Origin of the sequence: Neolewinella aquimaris, assembly GCF_014197245.1 — a bacterium.
In the GTDB taxonomy this organism is placed as follows: Bacteria; Bacteroidota; Bacteroidia; order Chitinophagales; family Saprospiraceae; genus Neolewinella; species Neolewinella aquimaris.
Genome location: NZ_JACIFF010000001.1, coordinates 660310 through 681553, shown reverse-complemented (window position 1 = coordinate 681553; position 21244 = coordinate 660310). Strand labels below are relative to the sequence as shown.

Below are 21244 nucleotides of genomic sequence, written 5' to 3'. Positions count from 1 at the left end.
TAACCCACGCCGTATGCGATTCACCGACCCGACGCCGGTCGTGCTGTTTTTCCTGCTGATGCTCTTCGGGTGTCATCAGTCGGAGCGTGAGTCGACTACGGCGCCGGAACAGTTTACGCTGCTCCCGGCGGAAGCCACCGGCCTTACCTTTCAAAACACCCTCACCGAAGGGCCGAATACCAATATCCTCGTCTACGAGTACTTCTACAACGGGGGCGGTGTCGGTACGGGCGACTTCAACGGAGACGGCCTCCCCGATCTGTACTTCACCTCCAACATGGGGGACAACCGCCTGTATCTCAATCAGGGTGGCCTTAGCTTTACCGACGTCACCAAAGAGAGCAAGGCAGGCGGGCGACCGGGGCCCTGGAAGACCGGCGTCGCCATCGTAGATATCAATGCCGACGGCCGCCAGGACATTTACCTCTCCTATTCCGGTATGCTGCCCCCCGACAAACGGCGCAACCAGCTCTTCATCAATGAGGGAAATTCCCCCGAGGGTATCCCGAGTTTTCGGGAAGCCGCCGCGGAATACGGACTCGACGCACCGTCGTTTACCAATCAGGCCTACTTCTTCGACTACGACGGAGACGACGATCTGGACGTCCTTCTGCTGAACCACAACCCGCGGTCCCTTCCGATCCTCAACGTCGCCAAAACCAGGGAGCTACTCGCCGTCCCCGACCCGGAGCGCGGACTCCGACTATACCGCAACGACCGGGGAACATTCAGCGACGTAACGGAGGCCGCCGGCATAAACGGGTCCGCCCTGAGCTACGGCCTCGGGCTTGCCCTGAGCGACCTGGACGGCGACGGCTGGACCGACTTCTACGTTTCCAACGACTACGAAGTTCCCGACTACCTCTACTTCAACAACGGCGACGGGACCTTCACCGATCAGCTCGGCGAACGCATGGGCCACACCAGTCACTTCTCCATGGGAAGCGATGTGGCGGATGTAAACAACGACGGCCTCCCCGACCTCTTCACCCTCGATATGCTCCCGGCCGATAACCGCCGCCGCAAATTGCTGATGGCGGACGATAACCGCTCGCGTCACGACCTCAACCTAGCCAGTGGGTTTCACCACCAGAACATGCGCAACATGCTCCAGGTCAACCGCGGCGACGGCAGTTTCGCCGAAGTCGGTCAGTACGCCGGTGTCGCCACTACCGATTGGAGTTGGTCAGCACTGCTCTCTGACCTCGACAACGACGGCTGGAAGGACCTCCACGTCACCAACGGATACGTACGCGACTACACCAACCAGGACTTCATCAAGTACATGGACGACTACGTCGCAAAAAAGGGCCGTATGCAACGCAGCGATGTGCTCGAACTCCTCAAAGTGATGCCCGCCTCCGAAGTATCCAACCACGTGTTCCGCAACGACCGGGACGGCAAATTCACGGACCTAACCACGGAGTGGGGCCTGCAACGCCCATCCAACAGCACGGGCGCCGTCACCGTCGATCTGGACAACGACGGCGACCTCGATATCGTGGTAAACAACATCAACCAGCCCGCCTTCATTTACCGCAACAACAGTGCTACCGACCGGCATTACCTGCAGATCGACCTAAAGGGAAGTACGCTAAATCCAACCGGCGTAGGCGCTAAGGTTAGCCTGACCGTTGACTCCATCACCCAGGTCCAGGAGCTGTTTCCTAACCGGGGCTATCTTTCTTCCGGACCCAACAGGCTGCATTTCGGACTCGGGGCGGGGACGCAGGTGCAACGCCTTACCGTAAACTGGCCGGGTGGATTGGCACAAACCCTTCGTGATTTACCGGTCGATACCCTGATCACGCTAAATTACGCGGATGCTACCCGGCAATCGGCACAGGCAGGATCAGAACTTGCTCAGTTTCCACTCTACCAAAGAGCGGAGGAATTGGTGGACTGGACCGACCGCGAACCGACGGTCCGGGATTTTGACCGCCAGAGCTTGCTGCCCCGGAGCCTATCGGCCACCGGCCCGGTACTGGCAGGTGGCGACTTCAACGGCGACGGCCGTTTCGACCTGGTGATTGGCGGCGGAAATGGCCAGCCCAGCACCTGCTTTATACAGGACGGCGCGGGAAAATTTTCCCAGTATTCTACCTTTTCCGGTGCGGAGGTGGCGGTGACGGACCTCAATGTACACGACTTTAACGGCGACGGATCTGCTGATCTGTACGTGGCCAGCGGAGGCTACCACAACCTCGGCCCGGATGCCCCCGAACTCTTGGACCGGATCTACCTCAATGATGGCACTGGAAACTTCCGGGTCAATACCCGACTGCTTCCCGAGCGTCGCATTAGCACCGGCGTGGTGGCCGTGCACGATACGGAATCCGGCATCGAGATTTTCGTGGGGGGGCGCGTCATTCCCGGGGCATACCCATCCGCACCACCTTCCTACCTCTTGCGGCAGCGGGAGACCGGCGGCAATTTCGAAGCAGTGACGGAGCAGGTAGCACCGGACTTGGTTGCGCCGGGCATGGTTACCGATGCGGCCTGGCACGATCTCGACGGCGACGGCAGCGACGAGCTCATCGTGGTTGGCGAGTGGATGCCCATTACCGTTTTTTCTCGCGAATCGGGGAAGCTTACCGATCAGACCGAGCGGTACCTACCGGGTGAGGATACCTACGGCTGGTGGAACGTGCTAACACTCGCGGACCTGAATGGGGATGGCCGGGTCGACTTGGTGGTTGGGAACGAGGGTAGCAATAACCTTTACCGGGTATCCTCCGATGCGCCGGCGACCGTGCTTGACGACGATGTGAACCGGGACGGAAGTATCGATCCCCTGCTGTTTTATCACGACCGGGAGGGTAATTTTCCCGACGCGACCCGGGATGAATTATTGGGACAGCTGTCCGGGCTGCGCAGCACGTATACAAGCTACGAGAGCTACGCTACAACGAACGCCGCGGCCCTCCTGACCCACCTGGGGGATGTCAACGACAACCAAATGCTCCGCGCCACCCGACTCACTACCGCTTTGTTTTTAATGGATGCAAATGGTACCTTTCGGTCTGCCCCCCTACCATCGGAAGCCCAGCTGGCACCGGTCCACACCATTTCGGTAGTGGATGCTGACGTAGACGGCGTGCCCGACCTGTTGCTGTGTGGCAACGAGTTACGGGCGAAGCTCCGGTTCGGACCGGCCGATGCGAATGCCGGCGTCCTGCTGCGGGGATTGGGGGACGGTAGTTTTGACTACGTGCCACAGACGCGCTCGGGCTTCCGTCTTCGGGGAGCCGTACGCAGCGTTGTAGAGATTGACAATTGGCTGCTCTTCGGGATTACCGGACGGCCGCTAGAAGGGTATAATAGAGCGGTAAATGTATTGGAATAGCGTAAACAACATGTTCTCTTCACTGGACCTGCGCGCCGCCGCCCTCCTATTGCTGTGCCTGATGCTTGCGAGTTGCGGTTTGGATCGACAGTATACCGAAACGGAGGTAGCTACGGAGTGGGCCAAACTTAGCTTGGCCGTAACCAAGGGAACACCGGGAAATTCGCCGACCTACGCCTCACGCTGTCTGGGGTACCTCGGGGTGACGATGTACGAGTCGGTGGTGAACGGTTACCCGGAACGGCAGTCGCTGGTGGGGCAACTGAGTGGCCTTACCCACCTGCCCCCGGCAGATCCCGGCGCGGAATACTTTTGGCCACTGGCGTTGAGTGCCGGTCAGGCCACCATGCTCCGTTCGCTGTACAACCACACCTCTGACGCGAATAAGGGAAGTATCGATAGTCTGGAGGCAGCGGTGGAAAGCTTCGCTCGCGGGCAGGTAGCTGGCGAGGTCGCGGATCGCTCGATCGACTTCGGCAGGCGAATCGCGGAGATGATCTTCGAGTGGTCGAAGAGTGACGGGGGGCACCGGGCGTACCTCCGCAACTTCAATAAAGCAATGGTGCATCCGGATCGGCCGGGAGGCTGGAAGCCGCCGCTTTACGCCCAGTCGTTCAGTCACCATCCCCTGCACCCCGAGTGGGGCACGAACCGTCCGTTCCTGCCGGCCAATTACAACATGCAGCGACCGGAAATTATCCCCTACGACACGGTACCCGGTTCGGCGTATTACGAGCAATTTAAGGTAGTGTACGACACCGACCGCCAACTGACCCGCGCGCAGAAGGAAGCGGCCCTGTGGTGGGGGGACGATCCGGACGAGACCTTCACGCCGCCCGGTCATTCCTACTACATAGCTACCCTGGTGTTGGAGCAGAAGCAGGCCTCGCTCATCGAATGCGCCGAGACCTACGCCAGAACCGGAATGGCCGTAGCCGATGCATTCATCAACTGCTGGAAGTGGAAGTTTGAGTTTTTCACCGAGCGGCCCAATACGTTTATTCCCCGCTTCATCGATCCGAAGTGGGAATCCTTCTGGCCCGACCCACCCTTCCCGGCCTTTCCGTCCGGGCACGCCATTCAGGCCTCGGCCGCCGCGGCCGTGCTCAGCGATCTTCACGGCGACGAACAGGTAATCGTGGATCGCGCTCACGAAGGCAGACTGCGCGACGAGGTTCGGGACGTCGATTTCCTCCCCCGCAACTTCAGCCGGCTCAGTGACGTGGCGCGCGAGACGGCGGATTCCCGGCTTTACGGGGGGATTCATACGCCGCAGGACAACGATGTCGGACTGGAGCGCGGGGCCAAGATTGGAGCGAACGTAAATGCGCTACGGTGGACCAAAGGTTAATACAAGGGTTCGCTACTGTCGCCTGCTTCCTCTGGACGTTTGTCGCCGAAGCCCAACCACAATTTACCGACGTCACGGACTCCGCCGGCGTCGTGCACCAGTTCCAGGTATTCGAAGGGCTCTTCGGGGGTGGCGCCTGTGTGATCGACTATAACCAGGATGGGTTCGAGGACGTCTACCTCACCGGTGGACTTAACGACGACCAGCTACTGAGGAACAACGGCGACGGAACGATGACCGACGTGATGGCGGGCTCCGGTCTTGAGCTGACCCGTCACTTCGTAACCCAGGGGGTGGTCGCCGCCGACGTTAATCGGGACGGGTACCGCGACCTGTTCATCACCACGATTACGAGTAGCGATAGCCTACAGATCATTCCCCGGGCCAGAAACCTGCTATTTCTGGGACAGGCGGATCACACCTTCGTCGATGCGACCGAGGCGTACGGTTTGACTCCCCTGTATTCCTTTAGTACGGGGGGAAGTTTTGGGGACTTTAATGTGGATGGGTGGCCGGACCTGTACGTCGGGAATTACTTCATCGAGTACGAGGGTACGCTTAGTGGGATAAGCGATGCTACCATCGTAAGTGCGAACCAGACCGCACATCCCTATTTGCTGCGCAACGAGGCGGGAGCGTTGTTCCGGAACGTCGCCGAAGAATACGGCTTCGCTTTTCGGGGCTTTGGGTTTGGTGGCTTATTTACCGATTTCGATAACGACGGAGACCAGGACATCCTCGTTAATCACGACTTCGGTTATAAGGCTACTCCAAATTTTCTGATGGAGAACGAGTTTCCCCGTGAGTCGTTCCGCGATGTCGCCAAATCACGGGGAATGGACCTGAGGATCAACGCCATGTCCTCCGCTGTCGGGGATTTCAACGCCGACGGCCTGCTCGACTACTTCGTGACCAACATTAAATTCAATCGCTTCATGGTTGCTCAGGGGGACGGCAAATCCTTCAGCAACCAGATGGAAGAACTGGGCATGAACTACGTCTCCATCAGCTGGGGCGCAAATTTCGCGGATTTCGACCACGACGGCGACCTGGATCTCTTCGTCTCCAACGGCGACCTGAATCCCAACTGCGTACCGATGGCCAATTTCTACTTCGACAATGTCGGACAAACGTTTGAGGAGAAGGGCCGAGCGGTCGGGCTGGCGGACTACGGGATTGGTCGGGGATCGATCACTTTCGACCTGGAAAACGATGGAGACCTTGATATTCTGGTCGTCTGTCAGAACGCGGTACTGGACGGTTACCCCGTACCCTCGACCACGCGGTTGTTCCGCAACGACGCACCCGGCGGCAACTGGCTCAAAGTAAAGTTGCGGGGCACCCAGTCGGATTTAAACGGCCTGGGGGCACGGGCAACGGTATTCTCCGGTGGCCGCCAACTGTTGCGGGAGGTGGACGGTGGAGGGTCGAGCCACTTATCCCAGAATTCCCCGATCCTCCACTTCGGCCTGGGGGATGCGGAGCGGGTCGACTCGATCAGAGTGACCTGGAACGGCGGTCACCAGCAGGTCTTGCACGATCTGGACGTGAACCAATTGCTGGAAGTAGTGGAAATACTACCCCCCGTAGCGGAACGCAATTGGCACCTTGGCGGCTGGACAATTGCCGTTTGCGCCATTCCTATCCTGCTCCTCCTATACTTCTTCCTCCGCCGCAGCTAATTTCCGGAGCCGGAGTGATTCCTGTTCTGCCACCCTCAGTTCGTGGTAGGTGTACGCTTCCTTGAAGTGGTGGTACACTTCCCTCAGGCTTTCCACTTCGCGATCCTGAAAGTAGGGCGTGAGTGCGGCGAGCTTATTCCCCCCGATGATCGCATTGGCCGGCACTTCGCCGGAAGTGATAAATCCGGCCAGGTGCCCGATAACGGTGCCTTCCGTAATTTTACGAACCTGAGCTATTTCCGCCGGTGTTTTTCCATCCTGGTACAGGGCCAGGGAAATTTGGTCGCTGTTTCGTTTTCCACCCGTCAGGTCGTCGGCGATGGTTGAAGTAGCGGGAATAACTTCCTCCTGCAGGTCCGTAGGGTGCCCTCCCGAGCGGGCGTACTGCTGTATTATCGCCAAAATCCGCTCGCCGTACTCGGCAAACCGCCGTTTTCCGAATCCGGAAACGGAGAGCAAGCCGGCCTGGGTAGTAGGCAGACGGGCCGCGATGCCGGCAAGGGTAGCGGTGGGCGTGACGACGTAGGCAGGTTTGCCACTGTTTGCAGCCTCACCATTGCGCCAGTTGACCAGCAGACGGTACAGTTCGGGATGGGCCAATCCCGCCGGGACGGCAACCTTCTTCTCCGGAGAGCGGCGGTTGCGAAAGTCCATCTCGGCATCCGCACCGATGCGGGTGTACTCCGTGGGGGTGAAGCCGCGGTCGAGCAATTTGAACAGACTGATTTTTACGAAGACAGCAAGTTGTAGTGCCGTTAGTACTTCCGTCGCGGTTTTTGCGACCGCGCGGTTGTCGCTGACTACCGCAACGGAGGTTAGTTCTCCCTCTATTTCCCGTAGGTGCGGAAGAAAATAAGTGGCCGCGTCGCGTAATCGTTGTTGTAGATCGGGTGCATTACTCGGAAGGATACCCTGGCTGACGTACCGACCTAATCTGGGAATGAATTTATTCCCTACCCCCACCAACTGTTCCCGGATTCGCACGCTCAGGTCCTGGAGTTTCGGCAAGTGGTCACCGGAGAGCGAACGTTCGTGCTCGAGAAATTGCCGGATGAGGTGGCGGGCGGTTCGATCGAGCGGTTCGAATGAGAAAATGGTGGTGAGACACTGCAGCTCGTATTCGGCACGGTCCGCCGCCAGGTCACTGGCGGAGACTTTATTTTTATCGGCCCGGTCGGAGTAGGATTGCACTACGGCGTCGGTCTTTACGCTGCGGTCGGCAATTTTTGTGCGCAGGCTGATCCCCTCGAAGGTTTTGCACCGACTCAGCGCCACGTACACCTGCCCGTGAGCGAAGGCATCGGCGGCGTCGATCACGACCCGATCGAAGGTAAGCCCCTGGCTCTTGTGAATGGTAATGGCCCAGGCCAGTCGCAGCGGGTGTTGAGTATAGGTGCCGATCACCGTCTCCTTGATTTCCCGCGTGCCGGCGTCTAGTTCATACTTGCGATTGTCCCACTCGACGGGAAGCACCTCGATGGTTGGCTCCCCTTCTCCGCAACTCACTTTGATCAGCGGACCGTCGATGGCCGTGATGCGCCCGATCTTGCCGTTGTAGTACTGCTGCGCCGGGCCGTCGTTTTTGTTGAACATCACCTGGGCACCGACCTTAAATTCGAGGGTTTCCTCATTGGGGTACATCGACGCGGGGAATTTACCCTCTACCTCTGCCCTAAATTGGTACGCTTTCCCCGGGAGGCGGCCCAGTTTTTCGCCGTTGATGCGCCGGGCGGCCGCATTGTGGGAAGTCAGGGTGATGTAGCCCGAGCCTTCCGCGGGATCGAAGTCCGGACGGAACCGTTGGTTAAGAAGACTCAGCACCTCCTCGTTCAGGTCGTCGTTTCTCACCCGGTTCAGCAATTCGATGAAGTCGCCGTCGCTCTGACGGAATATGTGGGTCAGTTGAATGGTGCGGTAGGTGGATCGCTGCAGGGCCTGACTTCCGAAGAAATAGGGGGTGGACCAGTGCTCCCGCATTTCGTTCATTTCCTGGTCCCGCACTACGGGCGGCAGTTGGTGTAGGTCGCCGATCATGAGCAACTGTACCCCGCCGAAGGGTTCATCGGAGAACCTCACCTTGCGGAGTACCGCATCGATGGCGTCGAGCACGTCGCAGCGCACCATACTGATCTCATCGATCACCAGCAGGTCGAGGGCCTTGATCACCTTGACCTTTTCGCGGGAGAATTGCTTCTGTCGCAACTCGGCGGACATGCGGTCCGGCGTCAGAATACCGAAGGGAAGCTGAAACTGGCTGTGGATCGTCACCCCCTTCGCGTTGATCGCCGCTACTCCAGTGGGAGCGACTACGGCCATTCGTTTGCTGATGTCCCGACGAATGCGGTGCAGAAAGGTCGTCTTACCCGTGCCCGCCTTTCCGGTAAGAAATAAGTGTCGGCCGGTCGTGCTGACGAAGTCGAAGGCGAGATCAAGTTCGGGGCTGGTTGTCATGGTGACGGTAAATTTAGCGGTAATCGAATCAGTCTGGATCACAAGTACCGGCAGCGGAGGATGAACAGTCGTTTGTTAGATGCATATACTCGATTTTATGCGTTTACAAACGACTGTCGACTAGCCTTGCGCCAACCCTTATATTTGCGCGCTCATGCCGACATTCGATACCCTCCTGCATCCGTTGCCCGCTACTGAGCAACTGCCCGCTCCCCCACCCCGCTTTAATTTTCCCTTCCATTACCGGCCTCACGCGTTAGCACTCCTAGCCGCCGCCGATCTGCAACGGCACCTAAGCGACGGTGAGCGCAACTGGGAGCATGATTTTGGATTAACGAGTTCGGACATGGGTGGCTGTGGCAAAATGTTTGGGGTGTTGGTGGTGCGCGACCGCGAAGGAGACCTTTACTACCTAGCGGCCTACTCCGGCAAACTTGCCGATTCCAATGACCTGCCGGGATTCGTACCGCCCGTCTTCGATCTCCTCGACTCGGAAGGTTTCTACAAGCGGGGAGAAGCAGAAATTAACCGGGTATCGGACGCAATTGCGGTACTTGAAACGTGCCCTGCATACGCTGAAGCCAAGCGAGAATATGCCGCAGCGGTAGATACTGCCGCCAACAGCTTGCAGCAGGAACGCCGTAACATCAAACGTGCGAAGGAAAACCGCCGGAGCCTGCGCGAGGCCGCGGTATCACAGACTTCAGAAGCACAGGCGGCGCTGGAATTCACGCTATCCCAAGAAAGTATTCGACTGAGTTACGGACTTAAGGACCTAAAGCGAGCAGTCGAACATCAGGTTGAACTAAAAAAGAAAAAGCTGGATGAGTATACGCATGAGCTTGTTACACTGCGCGATCGACGTAGCGAGATGTCCGCTTCCCTGCAACGGCGCATCTTCGAACGCTATACGTTTCTGAATGCCGATCTGGAACTGCGGGACCTTGCCTCCATTTTCGCACAGACGGTATTTCTGACCCCACCCGCGGGTGCCGGTGAATGTGCAGCCCCCAAATTGCTGCAGTTTGCTTACCTGCACGGATTGGAGCCCGTAACCATGGCGGAGTTCTGGTGGGGACAGTCGCCCGCTTCGGAAATCCGCAAGCACGGCCACTTTTATCCCGCCTGCCGGGGCAAGTGCGAGCCCATCCTGACACATATGCTGCAGGGCCTGGACGTGGACCCCAATCCCCTCCTCGAAAATCCCGCGGTGGGTAAAAAACTCTCGATCCTCTACGAGGACGATCTGCTGCTGGTTGTCAACAAACCCTCTGAATTCCTATCCGTCCCCGGCAAGCACATCGAAGATTCCGTCTGGCTCAGGATTAAAAAGATGTATCCTATGGCGACCGGGCCGCTCATCGTACACCGGCTGGACATGTCGACCAGTGGACTCATGCTGGTCACTAAAACAAAGGAGGCCCACAAACTACTCCAACGGCAGTTTTTCCGCCGTACGGTCAAAAAGCGCTACGCAGCTCTCCTGGCTGGTGAAGTAGCGGGCGACCGGGGAACGATCGACCTGCCGCTACGGGGCGACCTGACCGACCGGCCCCGCCAGATCGTGTGCGCCGATCACGGAAAAAATGCCCGTAGCGAGTGGGAAGTCATCGAACGCCGGGAGGGGCGAACGCTGGTCCACATGTGGCCCGTTACCGGCAGAACGCATCAACTAAGGGTCCACGCCGCCCACCCCGGTGGACTGAATTGTCCGATCGTCGGTGACGACCTGTACGGGCAGGCCGACGACCGACTACACCTCCACGCGGAAGCAATCCAATTCGTGCATCCCACGACCAAGGAAACGCTCTCGTTCGAAGTCACGGAACGGTTTACGTAATCGATCAATGTCCCAGTCCGGGCTTTCCGTTGGGCCGCAGGATCCCGCCCTCCAGGGTGAAGAGATGACCAAAGGGATCGTCCCGAAAATCAAGGTGACCATCCAGGTCCGCAAATGCGATGTTGGGCCTACTCAGCGCGAAGTGTAGGCCGCCGGCAATGCCCAAGCTGCATTCATCCAGGCATCCTACCATCACGTCGTTGGCAGCCGACTTGGCGACCGAATTGATGTGGAGGGCCGGCCAGATACCTCCGACCTTCTGAATTTTGATGTTGATCATGTCCGTCAGCTCGTGCTGGGAAAGCCGGAAGGCGTCGGCCAGTGTTTTTAGGCTCTCGTCGGCCATTAGGGCGATGGGGGAATCCCGCGTAAGGGTGCCCATCACGGCCTCTTCGTTGATGCTCGTTGGCTGCTCGAGAATTTCGATCCCGATCGGTTGGGCGGCACTGATGAAGCTCAGGGCCTGCTCGAGGGAGTACCCCTGATTGCCGTCGAAGCGCAGGGTTACCTTAGGAAAGGCCTTCCGGATTTGGCGTAGGCGGGCAATGTCTTCGCGGTAGTCCAGTCCCCCCTTCACCTTCAGGATGCCAAAGCCCCGATCGACGTACTCCCGCGCCCGCACCATGGTTTCTTCCTGAGACAGAATACCGATGGTAATGCTCGTAGCGATGGACGACCGGTAGCCCCCCAGAAACTGATAGAGCGGCACATCGGCCTGTTTGGCGACCAAGTCGTAGAGGGCGGCATCCACCATGGCCAGGGCGGAACTCTTCAACACCAATCGCAACTCTTCCAGAAGTCGGGCAAAGTGGTAGGGTTTTTGTCCGATCAATGCCGGCGCGATGATGTCGGTAATGGCGCGTTCTACGTCCGCCGCTAACTCATCGGTGACGACCAGGTCGGGAGCCGCGCAGCCGTAGCCGATCAGTCCCCGATCTGTCGCCAGGATCAACACGAAGTTCGTCGCCGACCCAATGGTCTGGTAGGCAATGGTATAGGGTTCGGTCAGCTCTAGGTCGTACCGTTGGTAATCAACGTGGGTAATGCGCATCCGGCGAAGGTAGCTTGCCGGCGATCAATCGTACCAGTTCCTCACTACCATTCGCCAGGACATCATAACAGGGCAATCCCGTGTCCTCCGTCACCTTTTTACACGCATCCGCGATTTCTTCCGGCTTCAGGCCTTCGTGATTCAGGGTTACGGCCAGCACCTCCCGCCCGGAAACGACCCGGATCGCCTGAATCTGTTCGGGCAAGGAATGAAGGCGGTAACCGGGAAAACCGTCGTACTCCTGCCGGGTCGGCGCATGCTGCAGGATCACGAAATCGGGTCGACCGGCGGCCAGAATCTCGAATCCTCCCGGATAGGCGGGATTCATCAGGGATCCCTGTCCCTCGATCACAATCACGTCCGGCTGCTCGTTGCGGTAGGCACTTACCACCGCGTGCTCGATTTCGCCGGAGACAAAGTCGTTGATGCAGCTGTCCATGATCATGGAGTACTTCGCGCCCTGCATCCAGCCGGTCTGACCGGTACCGATCATTTGTGCCCCGTAGCCGGCTTTCTCCAGTCCGTGAACGATCAGCCAGGCCGTCGTTCGTTTGCCGATGGCGCTGTCCGTTCCCAGTACCGCCAGCTTTAGGCAGTCTACCTCCTCGATGTCACCGGTGAAGAAGTGGAGCTTATCGCGATCGGGTGTTTTGCGCACATCGCGGATCGTAACGCCTTGCTCCCGCGCTGCGTCCGCCAAGGTTGAATCGTTGGAAATAAAGTCGTGCAGGCCACTGTCAATGTGCAGGCCGTTTGCGATCGCTTCGGCGACGGCGGAGCGTCCGGCCGCGGGAAGTCGCCCTCCGTCCGGAGCCAGCCCGATCACGAAGTAGTCCGGTCGTTCGGAAAGCTGGTCCAGGGCCTCGCGCAAACTGCCAAACACGGGGATGCCGTTGGGTTTTCCGTCCAGTACCTGACCGCTGTCCTGCCCCCGATAGTTGTCGTCGATGATACCGAGTACGGCGTAGCGGCGGGTGAAGCGGGCCAGCCCGTGGGCCGTCTTTCCGTTAGGGGTATTGAAGGCGCCCTGGGCGTAAACGATGGCCTTGCCATCAAGGGGGGTAATGCTCATGTACTGTTCTATCTTTTGGCCGTCAGTACGGCAACGCTAAGTTCGTTCGTGGGATCGGACAATTCCAGCAGGGCAATCAGCCCGGCCGTAGAGGCGGGAAGCACCTGCAGCGCCTCCTTACTGCTCAGGTAGGCCGACATTTTACGCATTTTCTCATCCGAGATGTGCCGCGCCGTTCCCCCACTCGCAAAGATCGCATCGAGGGCTTCCTGACCGTCGAAACTGTGCCAGTTGATCAACGGCTCGTTGATGGTAGTTTCCCTGATCTGTTCGGGACGCAGGTCCTGACACGTCCGGCTGCCCGCGAGAAACGACGAGACGATGGGATTCTTGTGGGTGGATGAAGCCGCGATCATGCGGGGGAGCTTGTCGATCGTGCCCCGGGCCAGCAGCTCAGCGAAGCCCTGATGGATGCCGGCCAGCAGGGTGCCATTGGATACGGGTACGGCCACCACGTCCGGAACCCGACGCAGGTCTTCGAATATTTCCTGAGCGATGTGAGCGTACGCGCGCAACTGTAGGGTGGAGTTTTGCTTGCCCGGATTCGCATCGTACCAGCCATTCCGCTTAGCTACCCTACTGCTGTGGGCGACGACATCTTCGTAGGTTCCCTCCGGCCGGTGGAGTCGCCCGCCGAGGTCCTCCATTTCCTTTAGTCGTTTGGTGTGGTAGCCGGCCGGGACGAAGATCTCGCACCGCAGTCCGGCCAGTTTTGCGGCCAGGGCCACGGCCACGCCGTAATTGCCGCAGGTGGCGTAGGCGATGGTGTGAAAGCCCCGCTCGATTGCGTCCAGCACGTGGGCGAAGGCAATACGGTCCTTCTGGGTACCTGTGGGGTTATCCCCCTCGAACTTCAGGTAGATCCCGCCGCGCTCGAAATCACGCTCTAGGCCACGGGAACGCCGCATCCAGGTACCGCCCACCTCGGAGTCGATTACCCGCGCGAAGGATTGTGCTCTTCGTCGTCGATCTTCCGTAGGGTCGCTGCTGATGCAGGCCTCCTCCCGGGCTTCCCGCGACACGGTGTTACTCGCCGATCTAACGGCATCTCTCAGCGTCATGTGGTGAATTCTTACTGTACAACCCGGTCGATGAAAAAACGTTTGCGGCCCCCAAAATTCGTTTCTTACGGTAGACCTACCCCACCCCGTATCTTAGGTTCACCTTCCATACTTTCGCCCCTTTTGGCGGGGTCGCAGGTCCCATGAAATTACTGAAAAGCAGGGGTTTCCGGAAAGTAGCGGAATGAGGTTTTTGCATATCTTACGGGAGCAGTAGGTGGATAATTTCCGTCACTTTCGGGGAATGCCAACCAAACCGACACCAAAATACCCAATATGAGTAAGATTAATAAGGCTGAGTTAAATCCGGAAATCTACCGTCTCTTCGACCGCTACGTGCACAGCCAGATCGAGCGGCGGGATTTCATCGAGCGCCTCGGCGTTTTTGCGGTGGGCGGGCTTACCGTCAAGGGCATCCTGGACTACTTACAACCGAAATACGCTACCGCGCTACAGGTACAACCCGACGATCCGCGCATCACCACGGAGTACGTGACCTATAATTCACCCGACGGTGGAGGCGAGATCAGGGCGCTGCTTGCCCGGCCGGCCGATGCGGAGGGACCAACCGGCGGGGTGCTCGTCGTCCACGAAAACCGCGGACTCAATCCTCACATCGAAGACGTGGCCCGCCGGGCCGCCCTCGCCGGCTTCACGGCACTTGCACCGGACGCCCTCACTCCCCTGGGCGGCTATCCGGGCAACGACGACGACGGACGCGCGCTGCAACGGCAGCGCGACGGCGCGGAGATGCTGGAAGACTTCATTGCCGGCTACGCTCACCTCAGGGGCTTGTCTGGCGTGAACGGAAAAGTGGGCGTCGTGGGCTTCTGCTTCGGGGGGTCGGTTGCTAACAATATGGCGGTACGGGTGCCGGAACTTGCGGCTGCCGTGCCCTTCTACGGAGAGCAGCCGTCGGCGGAGGAAGTACCCCGTATCACTGCCCCCCTGCAATTACACTTCGGAGGCCTAGACGAGCGCGTAAATGCCGGATGGCCCGATTACGCCCGGGCGTTGATCGAAAACGACAAGGAACATTCGGCGCACGTGTACGCCGGCGTGCAGCACGGCTTTCACAACGATACTACTCCCCGCTACGATGAAGCCGCGGCCCAATTGGCTTGGTCCCGCACCATCGAGTTCTTTACGCGTCATCTCGCGTAATTTGCATTAGAGGGAAAGATCATTGCACCCGCGCGCCGCCGCCCAACGGAGCCGTGAGCAGTTAGGGGGTAAGTACCTGTTTGTCAAAGGGGTTAAGGCCTACGCCCTGCACCTGTGCTTCCGCCTCGATCCGGTATTCCGACTGGACGCCCCTCAGCTTTTTGGCCGCCCAGGCCAGGCCGCCGTAGAGGACGTTCTTACTGGCGAACTCGTCGATCGGAGAATCTACGGGGGTGAAGGAGATTCGGAAGGTGACTTCTACCGGGATTCCGCCGGCGGGTACCTCGATGAGATCGGTGATGATGTGGCGCCCGAGTTCGTACTCGTCTACGAGCTGACTGTCGTCCTTTCCCCGTGAGTACTTTTCCACCATGACCACCTTGATGGCCGATACCCGCTGGGCGTTCTTGCTCGTGAGGCGAATGGTGCCGGCCAGACTGCCCTGGCGGGGGTGAAAATCATCGGGCAGGATCAGCTCCAATTTGACGCCCTCGATCCCCAGCCACTGTTTTACTTTTCCTAACATGATCCGAAGTTAGTACGTTGAAAGGTTTACCTTTCGTTCTATTCGACGAACGCCCAACGCGGCCTTAAGTTATTCCATGCAGCTCATTACCAACGACCAGGTACGCAACCTCGGCAACCTCGAATTGCTCGCCCGCCAGGTGGTGGAGGGCTTCATCATCGGCCTCCACAAAAGCCCCTTCCACGGCTTCAGCGTAGAATTCGCCGAACACCGCATCTACAACCAGGGGGAGCCGACCCGCAACATCGACTGGAAGGTCTTTGCGCGCACCGATAAGATGTACACCAAACGGTACGAGGAGGAAACCAACCTGCGCTGCCAGATCGTCGTCGACACCAGCTCGAGCATGTACTTTCCGGAAGTAACCGGACGGTCCGAGGATCACGTCAACAAGATTCGATTCAGCGCCCTGGCGGCGGCCAGCCTGATGAACCTGCTGATGAAACAGCGCGATGCATTCGGCCTTACCTTCTTCAACGAAGGCGTGGATCTGCACACCCGTCCGAAGTCGAGCACCACCCACTACCGGCTGATGCTCACCCACCTGCAGCAACAATTAGATTACCCAACTCACGACGTAAAGACCGCGGCCGCCCAGGCCCTGCACCAGATTGCCGATAGCATTCACCGCAGGTCGCTAGTCGTGATCTTCAGCGATATGTTTGACGATACGGAACGGGAGGAGGACCTCTTCGCCGCCCTCCAGCACCTCAAGCACGCGAAGCACGAGGTCGTCCTCTTCCACACCATCGATAAGCAGCGGGAGATCGACTTCGAATTCGAGAATCGGCCCTACGAGTTCATCGACATGGAGAGCGGCGAACGGGTGAAGCTGCAACCCCAGCAGGTGAAGGAATATTACGTCGAGCAGGTCGCCGCCTACCAGGAGCGACTGCGCCTGAAGTGCTTGCAGTACAAGGTCGACTACGTGCTGGCGGACATCAAGGGCGGATTCCGCACCGTACTCCAGCAGTACCTCGTAAAGCGGGCACGGATGCGCTAGTCCGCCGTTTCGGCAAAGGCCGCCTGGGCCCGCCGCAGGAAAGTCTGGGCCGTTCCGGGCGTAACTTCAACGATCTCGTAGGTCTGACCGTCCTCCATCTCCAGCACCACGTCCTTTGGCTTCAGTTCACGAAAGGCATTCATGAAGCTGTTGTTGTTGCTTGCGACGTTCAGGATGCCGTCCTTAAACCCAAAGAAGTAGTAGGTTTCACTGGGCGACTTGATGAACAGGTACAACCGGTCATCGCCGCCGGTGGTCATCTTCACCTCCAGGTAAGTTTCGATCCGTTTGCTGACCCCCTGCCCGCCGATCGAAGCCAGTCCGTGGAGCGTTCCCGTGCTTACGAACGACTGGTAATCGGTGTTCCAGCGCATCTTCATGTCGGAAAACAGGAAGGTGTGACGATTGATCGTGGGTGGCAGATCGACGGCATCGGCAGCGAGTCCGGCAATGGCCCGCTCGCGGTCGGCACCGGCGGGAAACAAGCTCTTGATACCGGCCGTGGCGAAGGGTATGCGGGCGTTGATACCCAGGGCTTCCGCACTGTACCCACCGGAGATGATATCGGTCGCCATAAGCTGAACAAGGCGCTCGGGAAGGATGAGGTCGATGGCCGCCATCAGTTCCACGTTGGTTTCCGGGTACAGTTCGGCTTCGGGAGCGTCTACCGTGAGGCTGAGTTCAGTCACGTCGGTAGCGGGAGCATCCTTGGTCTCTTCTTCGAGCAGGAACATATTGTCGGTCAGGGTGCCGGGCTGGGCGTCCGTTGCGGTGGAATCGGCGGCGGGTTCATTTTCCTCTAGGGCTACCGACTCAGGTGCTTCCTCCGGCGCGAACTGTTCGGGCAGCTCCATGGCGATGGTGCCGTAGCTGCGCATGCCGATGTACTTGAGGCGCCCTCCGATTCCGAGCTCGCCGTCCCCGCTGATCAGCCCCGACTGGGTGTCGTAGATCATCAGGTTTCCTTCAGTCCCGGCTGGGTTGTTGACGCGGCTGCTGTCGCCGAATAGGAACTGCTGCTGTGCTTCGTCGTAGGTGAACACCCCGCTGGCGTCCAGAATCGGGTGATCGACCCGGCGGTGCAGGGTTTGTATGAGGCTGGGGTAGATGTGGCGTTCCGGTTTGCTGAGGTAGAAGCCGGTGTTGAGGGGTTTACCGTCCGGACCGCTGGCGGAACTGGTGCTGAGGACGAGATTGGTCTTATCGCCCTCGCTCTCAACCACGAACCATTCGGCGGCGGCGAGCTTGTCGTCCTCGATCCGGGCAAACCCGTCGAAGGCAAGCCCCTCACTGCCGGCGTCCAGACTGATGGTGCCGTAAAAGCGGGTTTTGTCGTCGATGTAGAAGGTGGCATCCTCATCGATCTGACCCTCTGCGCGGGTAGCGGTGGCTTTTTCGGACTGCAGCCCCTTACCGATCCGGGTGCCGACGATGTTCTGCAACTCAAACTCCTGCTCGTGGGGTCCAACCTTGTATTCGTAAAAGCCGGAGGCCGTGTACTCCTTACGCCCAGCAATGTCGACCGTCGCCCGGTTGATGACGTGGTACTGGTTAAGGGTATCGGCTACGATGCGGGCGTTAGTCAGCTGGCCAATTTTGGCATTGGGCTGCACGAGAATGGTGCTGTCGGAGGGGTATATTTTCGCGTCCGCACTGATCACAAAGGGCACTCCTCCCACCTCGAGTTGGCTGGCCAGGTTGTCGTAGACCGCGGAATTGCCGGTGAAGGTTAGGCTGTCCTGATCCGGATTCATGCTGGTGAACCGGTCCTTACCGGCCTGGGTCTCGAAGGTGATGTTTCCGCTTTCCATATTCCAGTCGAAGCGGTCGCTGCTCGTTCTGAATTGGATGTACGGCAACTCCGTGGCAAGCTCGGTACCGTTGTTGCGGAAGGTCGCGATACCGGCGGCAAAGTCTACTTCCGTAGCTACGTTGGAGGTCGCCAGGGCAATCTCGTCGCGGTTCTGTTGGCTTTTGATGGCTACCGTCGCGGTATCGGCCATGCTCTGATCGGCGCCGAAGCTGAAGTAGTCGCTCGTAATGCGAGCCTGCGGCCAGTCGAATACGCCGGTGCCCCGCAGCGCATCGGGCGTAAGCACCAGGGTGCCGTTAAATGCCCGGTCGGGGTTGCCGAACAATTGGAAAGAGGCTCCCTCCGCAGGAACCACCGCCAGGGAATCGCCGTAGGGACGGAACGTAACGTTTACTCTCGATCCCTCCACCTGGGGTACGCTGCGTTCTTCGGTCACCGAGCGGGCAAGCGAGAAAGATTCCGTGGTAGCCGTCGTGCTGTCGACGCCGAACCGGATGTCGTCGCTCTGAATTTCGGCCTCCAGGTACTTAAAGGTGCCGCTGCCGGCCAGTCCCGTGTTATTCAGGGTGACCTGTCCGGTATAGGTTCCCCGGTCGCCGTAGGCCGCCGCTCCCTGACTATCGGTCTCACCGACGAAGCCGAGGCTGCCGTCGTCCTGCACGCTGAGGGTCTGCTCCATACGGGGGAATATGCCTCCACTGACCAACTCTCCCTTCAGTTCCAGATTCAGCTCCGTGAGGCTGTCCAGGTTATTCATGCTGAAGGGCGCCAGTTCGAAGTAAAAGCTATCGCGGGAGTAAAGGGAATTCGTGTCGGCCCGATCGTAGTAAATGTAGCTCGGACCCCGGGTCTGCAGGGAGGGAAAGTAGCCGATGTCTTCCGATCCGCTCTTGTTCTTCGGAGCGTCGATGAGCAGGTACCCGCTGACGTTTTCAATGCGGCTGGCGGTGGACAACTTCCTTGCCCCCTCCTTTACCTCTCCGCCTTCCGGCAGGAACAGGTCGATGTAGTTAACCGAGTCGAACTGAATGTAGTACGGATCGTACTTGAAGTGAAAGTCTTTTCCCGACAGGATGGCGGCACCGGCGTATACCTGCCCCCCGAAGTCGAGGTTGCGGTCCCCCACGATCGAAACCTGGCCGGCGTAGGGCTTGATTGCAATCTGCTTGCGGTTGTTAAGTGAGATTGGCTGCACCCCATCCACGCGGATCGTTCCGCCCTTCAGGTCGATAAAGGCGTTTTCCACCGGGCTGCTGCTCACTAAGCGCAGGCGGTCGTAATCCTTGGCCTTACGCTGCGAGAGGACGAAGTGGGCCAGCTTGGGTTTGAGGGCAATTTTGCCTGTTTCTGCATCGTAGCTCAGAAAGCCGCGGTCCTGTAGGTCGAAGATGACCGACTCGATGTCCTTTCCCGTAAGGTCGGACCTGAATTCAGTAGCCAGGCTGTTGATGCCAATCGTATCGGTGTTCCCGTAGAGGGAGGACTGGTAGCGATAGATCACTTCCAGCGGATTGAAGCCCGACAGCGCCCGAATTTGATTGTAATCTCGTTCACTGAAGAAATTCTCACTTTCAAAGATCACGTCGCCCTTTTCCTGGAAACTTACCGTCCTGCGGCCGACTACGGCGCTGTCCTGATTCAGGTACACGCTGATGTTATCGGCATTGATGTTAAATCCATTTCCGCTATGAAAAAAGGGCAGTTGATCGGAGCTGGATTTGGTCCGGATCAATTCCACCCGGCGCTCGGGAACATCGACATCGATACTCACGCTGGGATGATAGAGGCTATCCTGGCCGAAAAATACCGATAGATCCACCTTCTGGGCGGTAATGCGCTTTCCGGGCTCTAGTGTGAATTGGGTACTCAGTCCCCTCACCTTGCGGTTGTCCTCCCCGTCAACCACCTGAAGCGATACCACGGCGCGTTGCCCCTCGTCGCTGAGCACGTACACTTTACTTGCCCGCAACTCGAAATTACCGCTTAGGCTCATCCCTTCTCCGACGTTATCGACATTGATGTAGCCTTGGGTACTTACGAAGGCGGGTACGTCGCCACCCGGCCGGGCGCCCCCCGACTGCAGCCGGTCCCTGAACTGACCGTACAGAATACGGTCTCCGAAGTAGGCGGGATACTGAAACTGAGCGGAGTCGGACGTCAGCAATTCCCGGTCGGTGTCGAAGTGGTAGTCGACCAGGCGGACGAAAACGTCACTGGACAGTCCCACACGGCGCCAGTCGGTACGCCCCCCCTTCCCGGTCACGGTGCCCTGTCCGAGGTTAACGAACAGCTGCGTCTCCTGAATGGTGATGCTGTCGCCCGTCGTCACACCCATGAGTCGTTGCACGGTATCGATGCGCAATACGGGATGATCTTCGAAGGTGAAATGGGGCTTGCCGCCGGCAACGATCCAGCCGTTCGGTCCCGATTTTCGGTCGAGTCGGGCGGAGTTCAGGTAGACCAGTGCGTTGGCCAGGGTAGCATTCAGCGCGGCTACGGATACTTCCGGCTGGGCAAGCGTCTGTCCCAGCATATCGTGAAATTCTTTGAAAAGTAAGGCGCGTTCCTTCTCCTTCCCCTGCAGAAATTTCTGAATGTCCAGGTAGTTGGCCATTCCCTGGTCGCTCTGAATCTTAAGGCTCGCGAGGCCGATGATGCTGTTCACGATGCGCGCCTGCTGTTCGGGTGAGAATCCCCCTCCGTAGAGTACGCCGACAAAATTGGCGTAGGCTTCCTTTGCCCGGGTGTTCCGGGTGGCGGTCATGAAGATTTCCAGTTCGGGTTCGAACTCGGGCAGCGCGGTTCCGGGTGCCAATTCCGCGAGTTGTGCGGTGGCCACGGTCGTTGCTCCGACGAGCAAAAGAAGCGAAAGGAGTAAGCGCAT

12 protein-coding genes are annotated in these 21244 nt (G+C 58.7%); 6 read left to right on the top strand and 6 right to left on the bottom strand.

What is annotated here, in order from left to right:
• The first annotated feature begins 13 nt into the window (after positions 1–13).
• From GGR28_RS02795 to GGR28_RS19280, 3 genes are read left to right on the top strand one after another with little or no spacing between them, the layout of a single operon-like run.
• On the top strand, positions 14–3346 hold the full coding sequence (locus tag GGR28_RS02795; RefSeq protein WP_183494189.1) for a VCBS repeat-containing protein: 3333 nt from the start codon (positions 14–16) through the stop codon (positions 3344–3346).
• Positions 3333–4697: a vanadium-dependent haloperoxidase gene (locus GGR28_RS02790; protein WP_246416189.1), complete on the top strand. Its 1365-nt coding sequence runs from the start codon at positions 3333–3335 to the stop codon at positions 4695–4697. The genes GGR28_RS02795 and GGR28_RS02790 overlap by 14 nt, the downstream gene beginning before the upstream one ends.
• Complete coding sequence (locus GGR28_RS19280) at positions 4682–6379, top strand: CRTAC1 family protein (protein WP_319936691.1); 1698 nt, start codon at positions 4682–4684, stop codon at positions 6377–6379. The genes GGR28_RS02790 and GGR28_RS19280 overlap by 16 nt, the downstream gene beginning before the upstream one ends.
• On the opposite strand, the gene GGR28_RS02780 is transcribed toward GGR28_RS19280, so the two are convergent.
• Positions 6353–8830, bottom strand: a complete 2478-nt coding sequence (locus GGR28_RS02780) for a helix-turn-helix domain-containing protein (RefSeq protein ID WP_183494188.1) — start codon at positions 8828–8830, stop codon at positions 6353–6355. The two genes, GGR28_RS19280 and GGR28_RS02780, sit on opposite strands and share 27 nt — an antisense overlap.
• A 154-nt stretch (positions 8831–8984) precedes the next feature.
• Here GGR28_RS02780 and GGR28_RS02775 point away from each other — a divergent pair, with 154 nt between their 5' ends.
• On the top strand, positions 8985–10670 hold the full coding sequence (locus GGR28_RS02775) for an RluA family pseudouridine synthase (protein WP_183494187.1): 1686 nt from the start codon (positions 8985–8987) through the stop codon (positions 10668–10670).
• 4 nt (positions 10671–10674) lie between these two features.
• Here the strand turns inward: GGR28_RS02775 and GGR28_RS02770 are convergent, their stop codons facing one another.
• From GGR28_RS02770 to GGR28_RS02760, 3 genes are read right to left on the bottom strand one after another with little or no spacing between them, the layout of a single operon-like run.
• Positions 10675–11721 (bottom strand): mandelate racemase/muconate lactonizing enzyme family protein, encoded by a 1047-nt coding sequence (locus tag GGR28_RS02770; RefSeq protein ID WP_183494186.1) that lies wholly within the window; start codon positions 11719–11721, stop codon positions 10675–10677.
• Positions 11702–12793, bottom strand: coding sequence for a DUF1611 domain-containing protein (locus GGR28_RS02765; protein WP_183494185.1), 1092 nt, complete (start codon positions 12791–12793; stop codon positions 11702–11704). Before GGR28_RS02765 ends, GGR28_RS02770 begins: the two co-directional genes overlap by 20 nt.
• 8 nt (positions 12794–12801) lie before the next feature.
• Positions 12802–13854, bottom strand: a complete 1053-nt coding sequence (locus tag GGR28_RS02760; protein WP_183494184.1) for a pyridoxal-phosphate dependent enzyme — start codon at positions 13852–13854, stop codon at positions 12802–12804.
• 276 nt (positions 13855–14130) lie between these two features.
• Between GGR28_RS02760 and GGR28_RS02755 the strand changes: the two genes are divergently transcribed.
• Positions 14131–15018 (top strand): dienelactone hydrolase family protein, encoded by an 888-nt coding sequence (locus tag GGR28_RS02755; RefSeq protein ID WP_183494183.1) that lies wholly within the window; start codon positions 14131–14133, stop codon positions 15016–15018.
• Between the two features lie 61 nt (positions 15019–15079).
• Here GGR28_RS02755 and GGR28_RS02750 read toward each other — a convergent pair whose 3' ends face one another.
• Positions 15080–15544 carry a sporulation protein gene (locus tag GGR28_RS02750; protein ID WP_183494182.1) on the bottom strand — a complete coding sequence of 155 codons (465 nt, stop codon included), beginning with the start codon at positions 15542–15544 and terminating at the stop codon, positions 15080–15082.
• Positions 15545–15620: 76 nt separating this feature from the next.
• On the opposite strand from GGR28_RS02750, the gene GGR28_RS02745 reads away from it, so the two are divergent.
• Positions 15621–16547: a DUF58 domain-containing protein gene (locus GGR28_RS02745; protein ID WP_183494181.1), complete on the top strand. Its 927-nt coding sequence runs from the start codon at positions 15621–15623 to the stop codon at positions 16545–16547.
• Here GGR28_RS02745 and GGR28_RS02740 read toward each other — a convergent pair.
• On the bottom strand, positions 16544–21244 hold the full coding sequence (locus GGR28_RS02740; RefSeq protein WP_183494180.1) for a hypothetical protein: 4701 nt from the start codon (positions 21242–21244) through the stop codon (positions 16544–16546). The genes GGR28_RS02745 and GGR28_RS02740 overlap by 4 nt on opposite strands.

Coding starts and splice junctions, on each gene's coding strand:
- GGR28_RS02795 (WP_183494189.1), top strand. CDS start 14: ATGCGATTCACCGACCCGACGCCGGTCGTGCTGTTTTTCCTGCTGATG.
- GGR28_RS02790 (WP_246416189.1), top strand. CDS start 3,333: ATGTATTGGAATAGCGTAAACAACATGTTCTCTTCACTGGACCTGCGC.
- GGR28_RS02780 (WP_183494188.1), bottom strand. CDS start 8,830: ATGACAACCAGCCCCGAACTTGATCTCGCCTTCGACTTCGTCAGCACG.
- GGR28_RS02775 (WP_183494187.1), top strand. CDS start 8,985: ATGCCGACATTCGATACCCTCCTGCATCCGTTGCCCGCTACTGAGCAA.
- GGR28_RS02770 (WP_183494186.1), bottom strand. CDS start 11,721: ATGCGCATTACCCACGTTGATTACCAACGGTACGACCTAGAGCTGACC.
- GGR28_RS02765 (WP_183494185.1), bottom strand. CDS start 12,793: ATGAGCATTACCCCCCTTGATGGCAAGGCCATCGTTTACGCCCAGGGC.
- GGR28_RS02760 (WP_183494184.1), bottom strand. CDS start 13,854: ATGACGCTGAGAGATGCCGTTAGATCGGCGAGTAACACCGTGTCGCGG.
- GGR28_RS02755 (WP_183494183.1), top strand. CDS start 14,131: ATGAGTAAGATTAATAAGGCTGAGTTAAATCCGGAAATCTACCGTCTC.
- GGR28_RS02750 (WP_183494182.1), bottom strand. CDS start 15,544: ATGTTAGGAAAAGTAAAACAGTGGCTGGGGATCGAGGGCGTCAAATTG.
- GGR28_RS02745 (WP_183494181.1), top strand. CDS start 15,621: ATGCAGCTCATTACCAACGACCAGGTACGCAACCTCGGCAACCTCGAA.
- GGR28_RS02740 (WP_183494180.1), bottom strand. CDS start 21,244: ATGCGCTTACTCCTTTCGCTTCTTTTGCTCGTCGGAGCAACGACCGTG.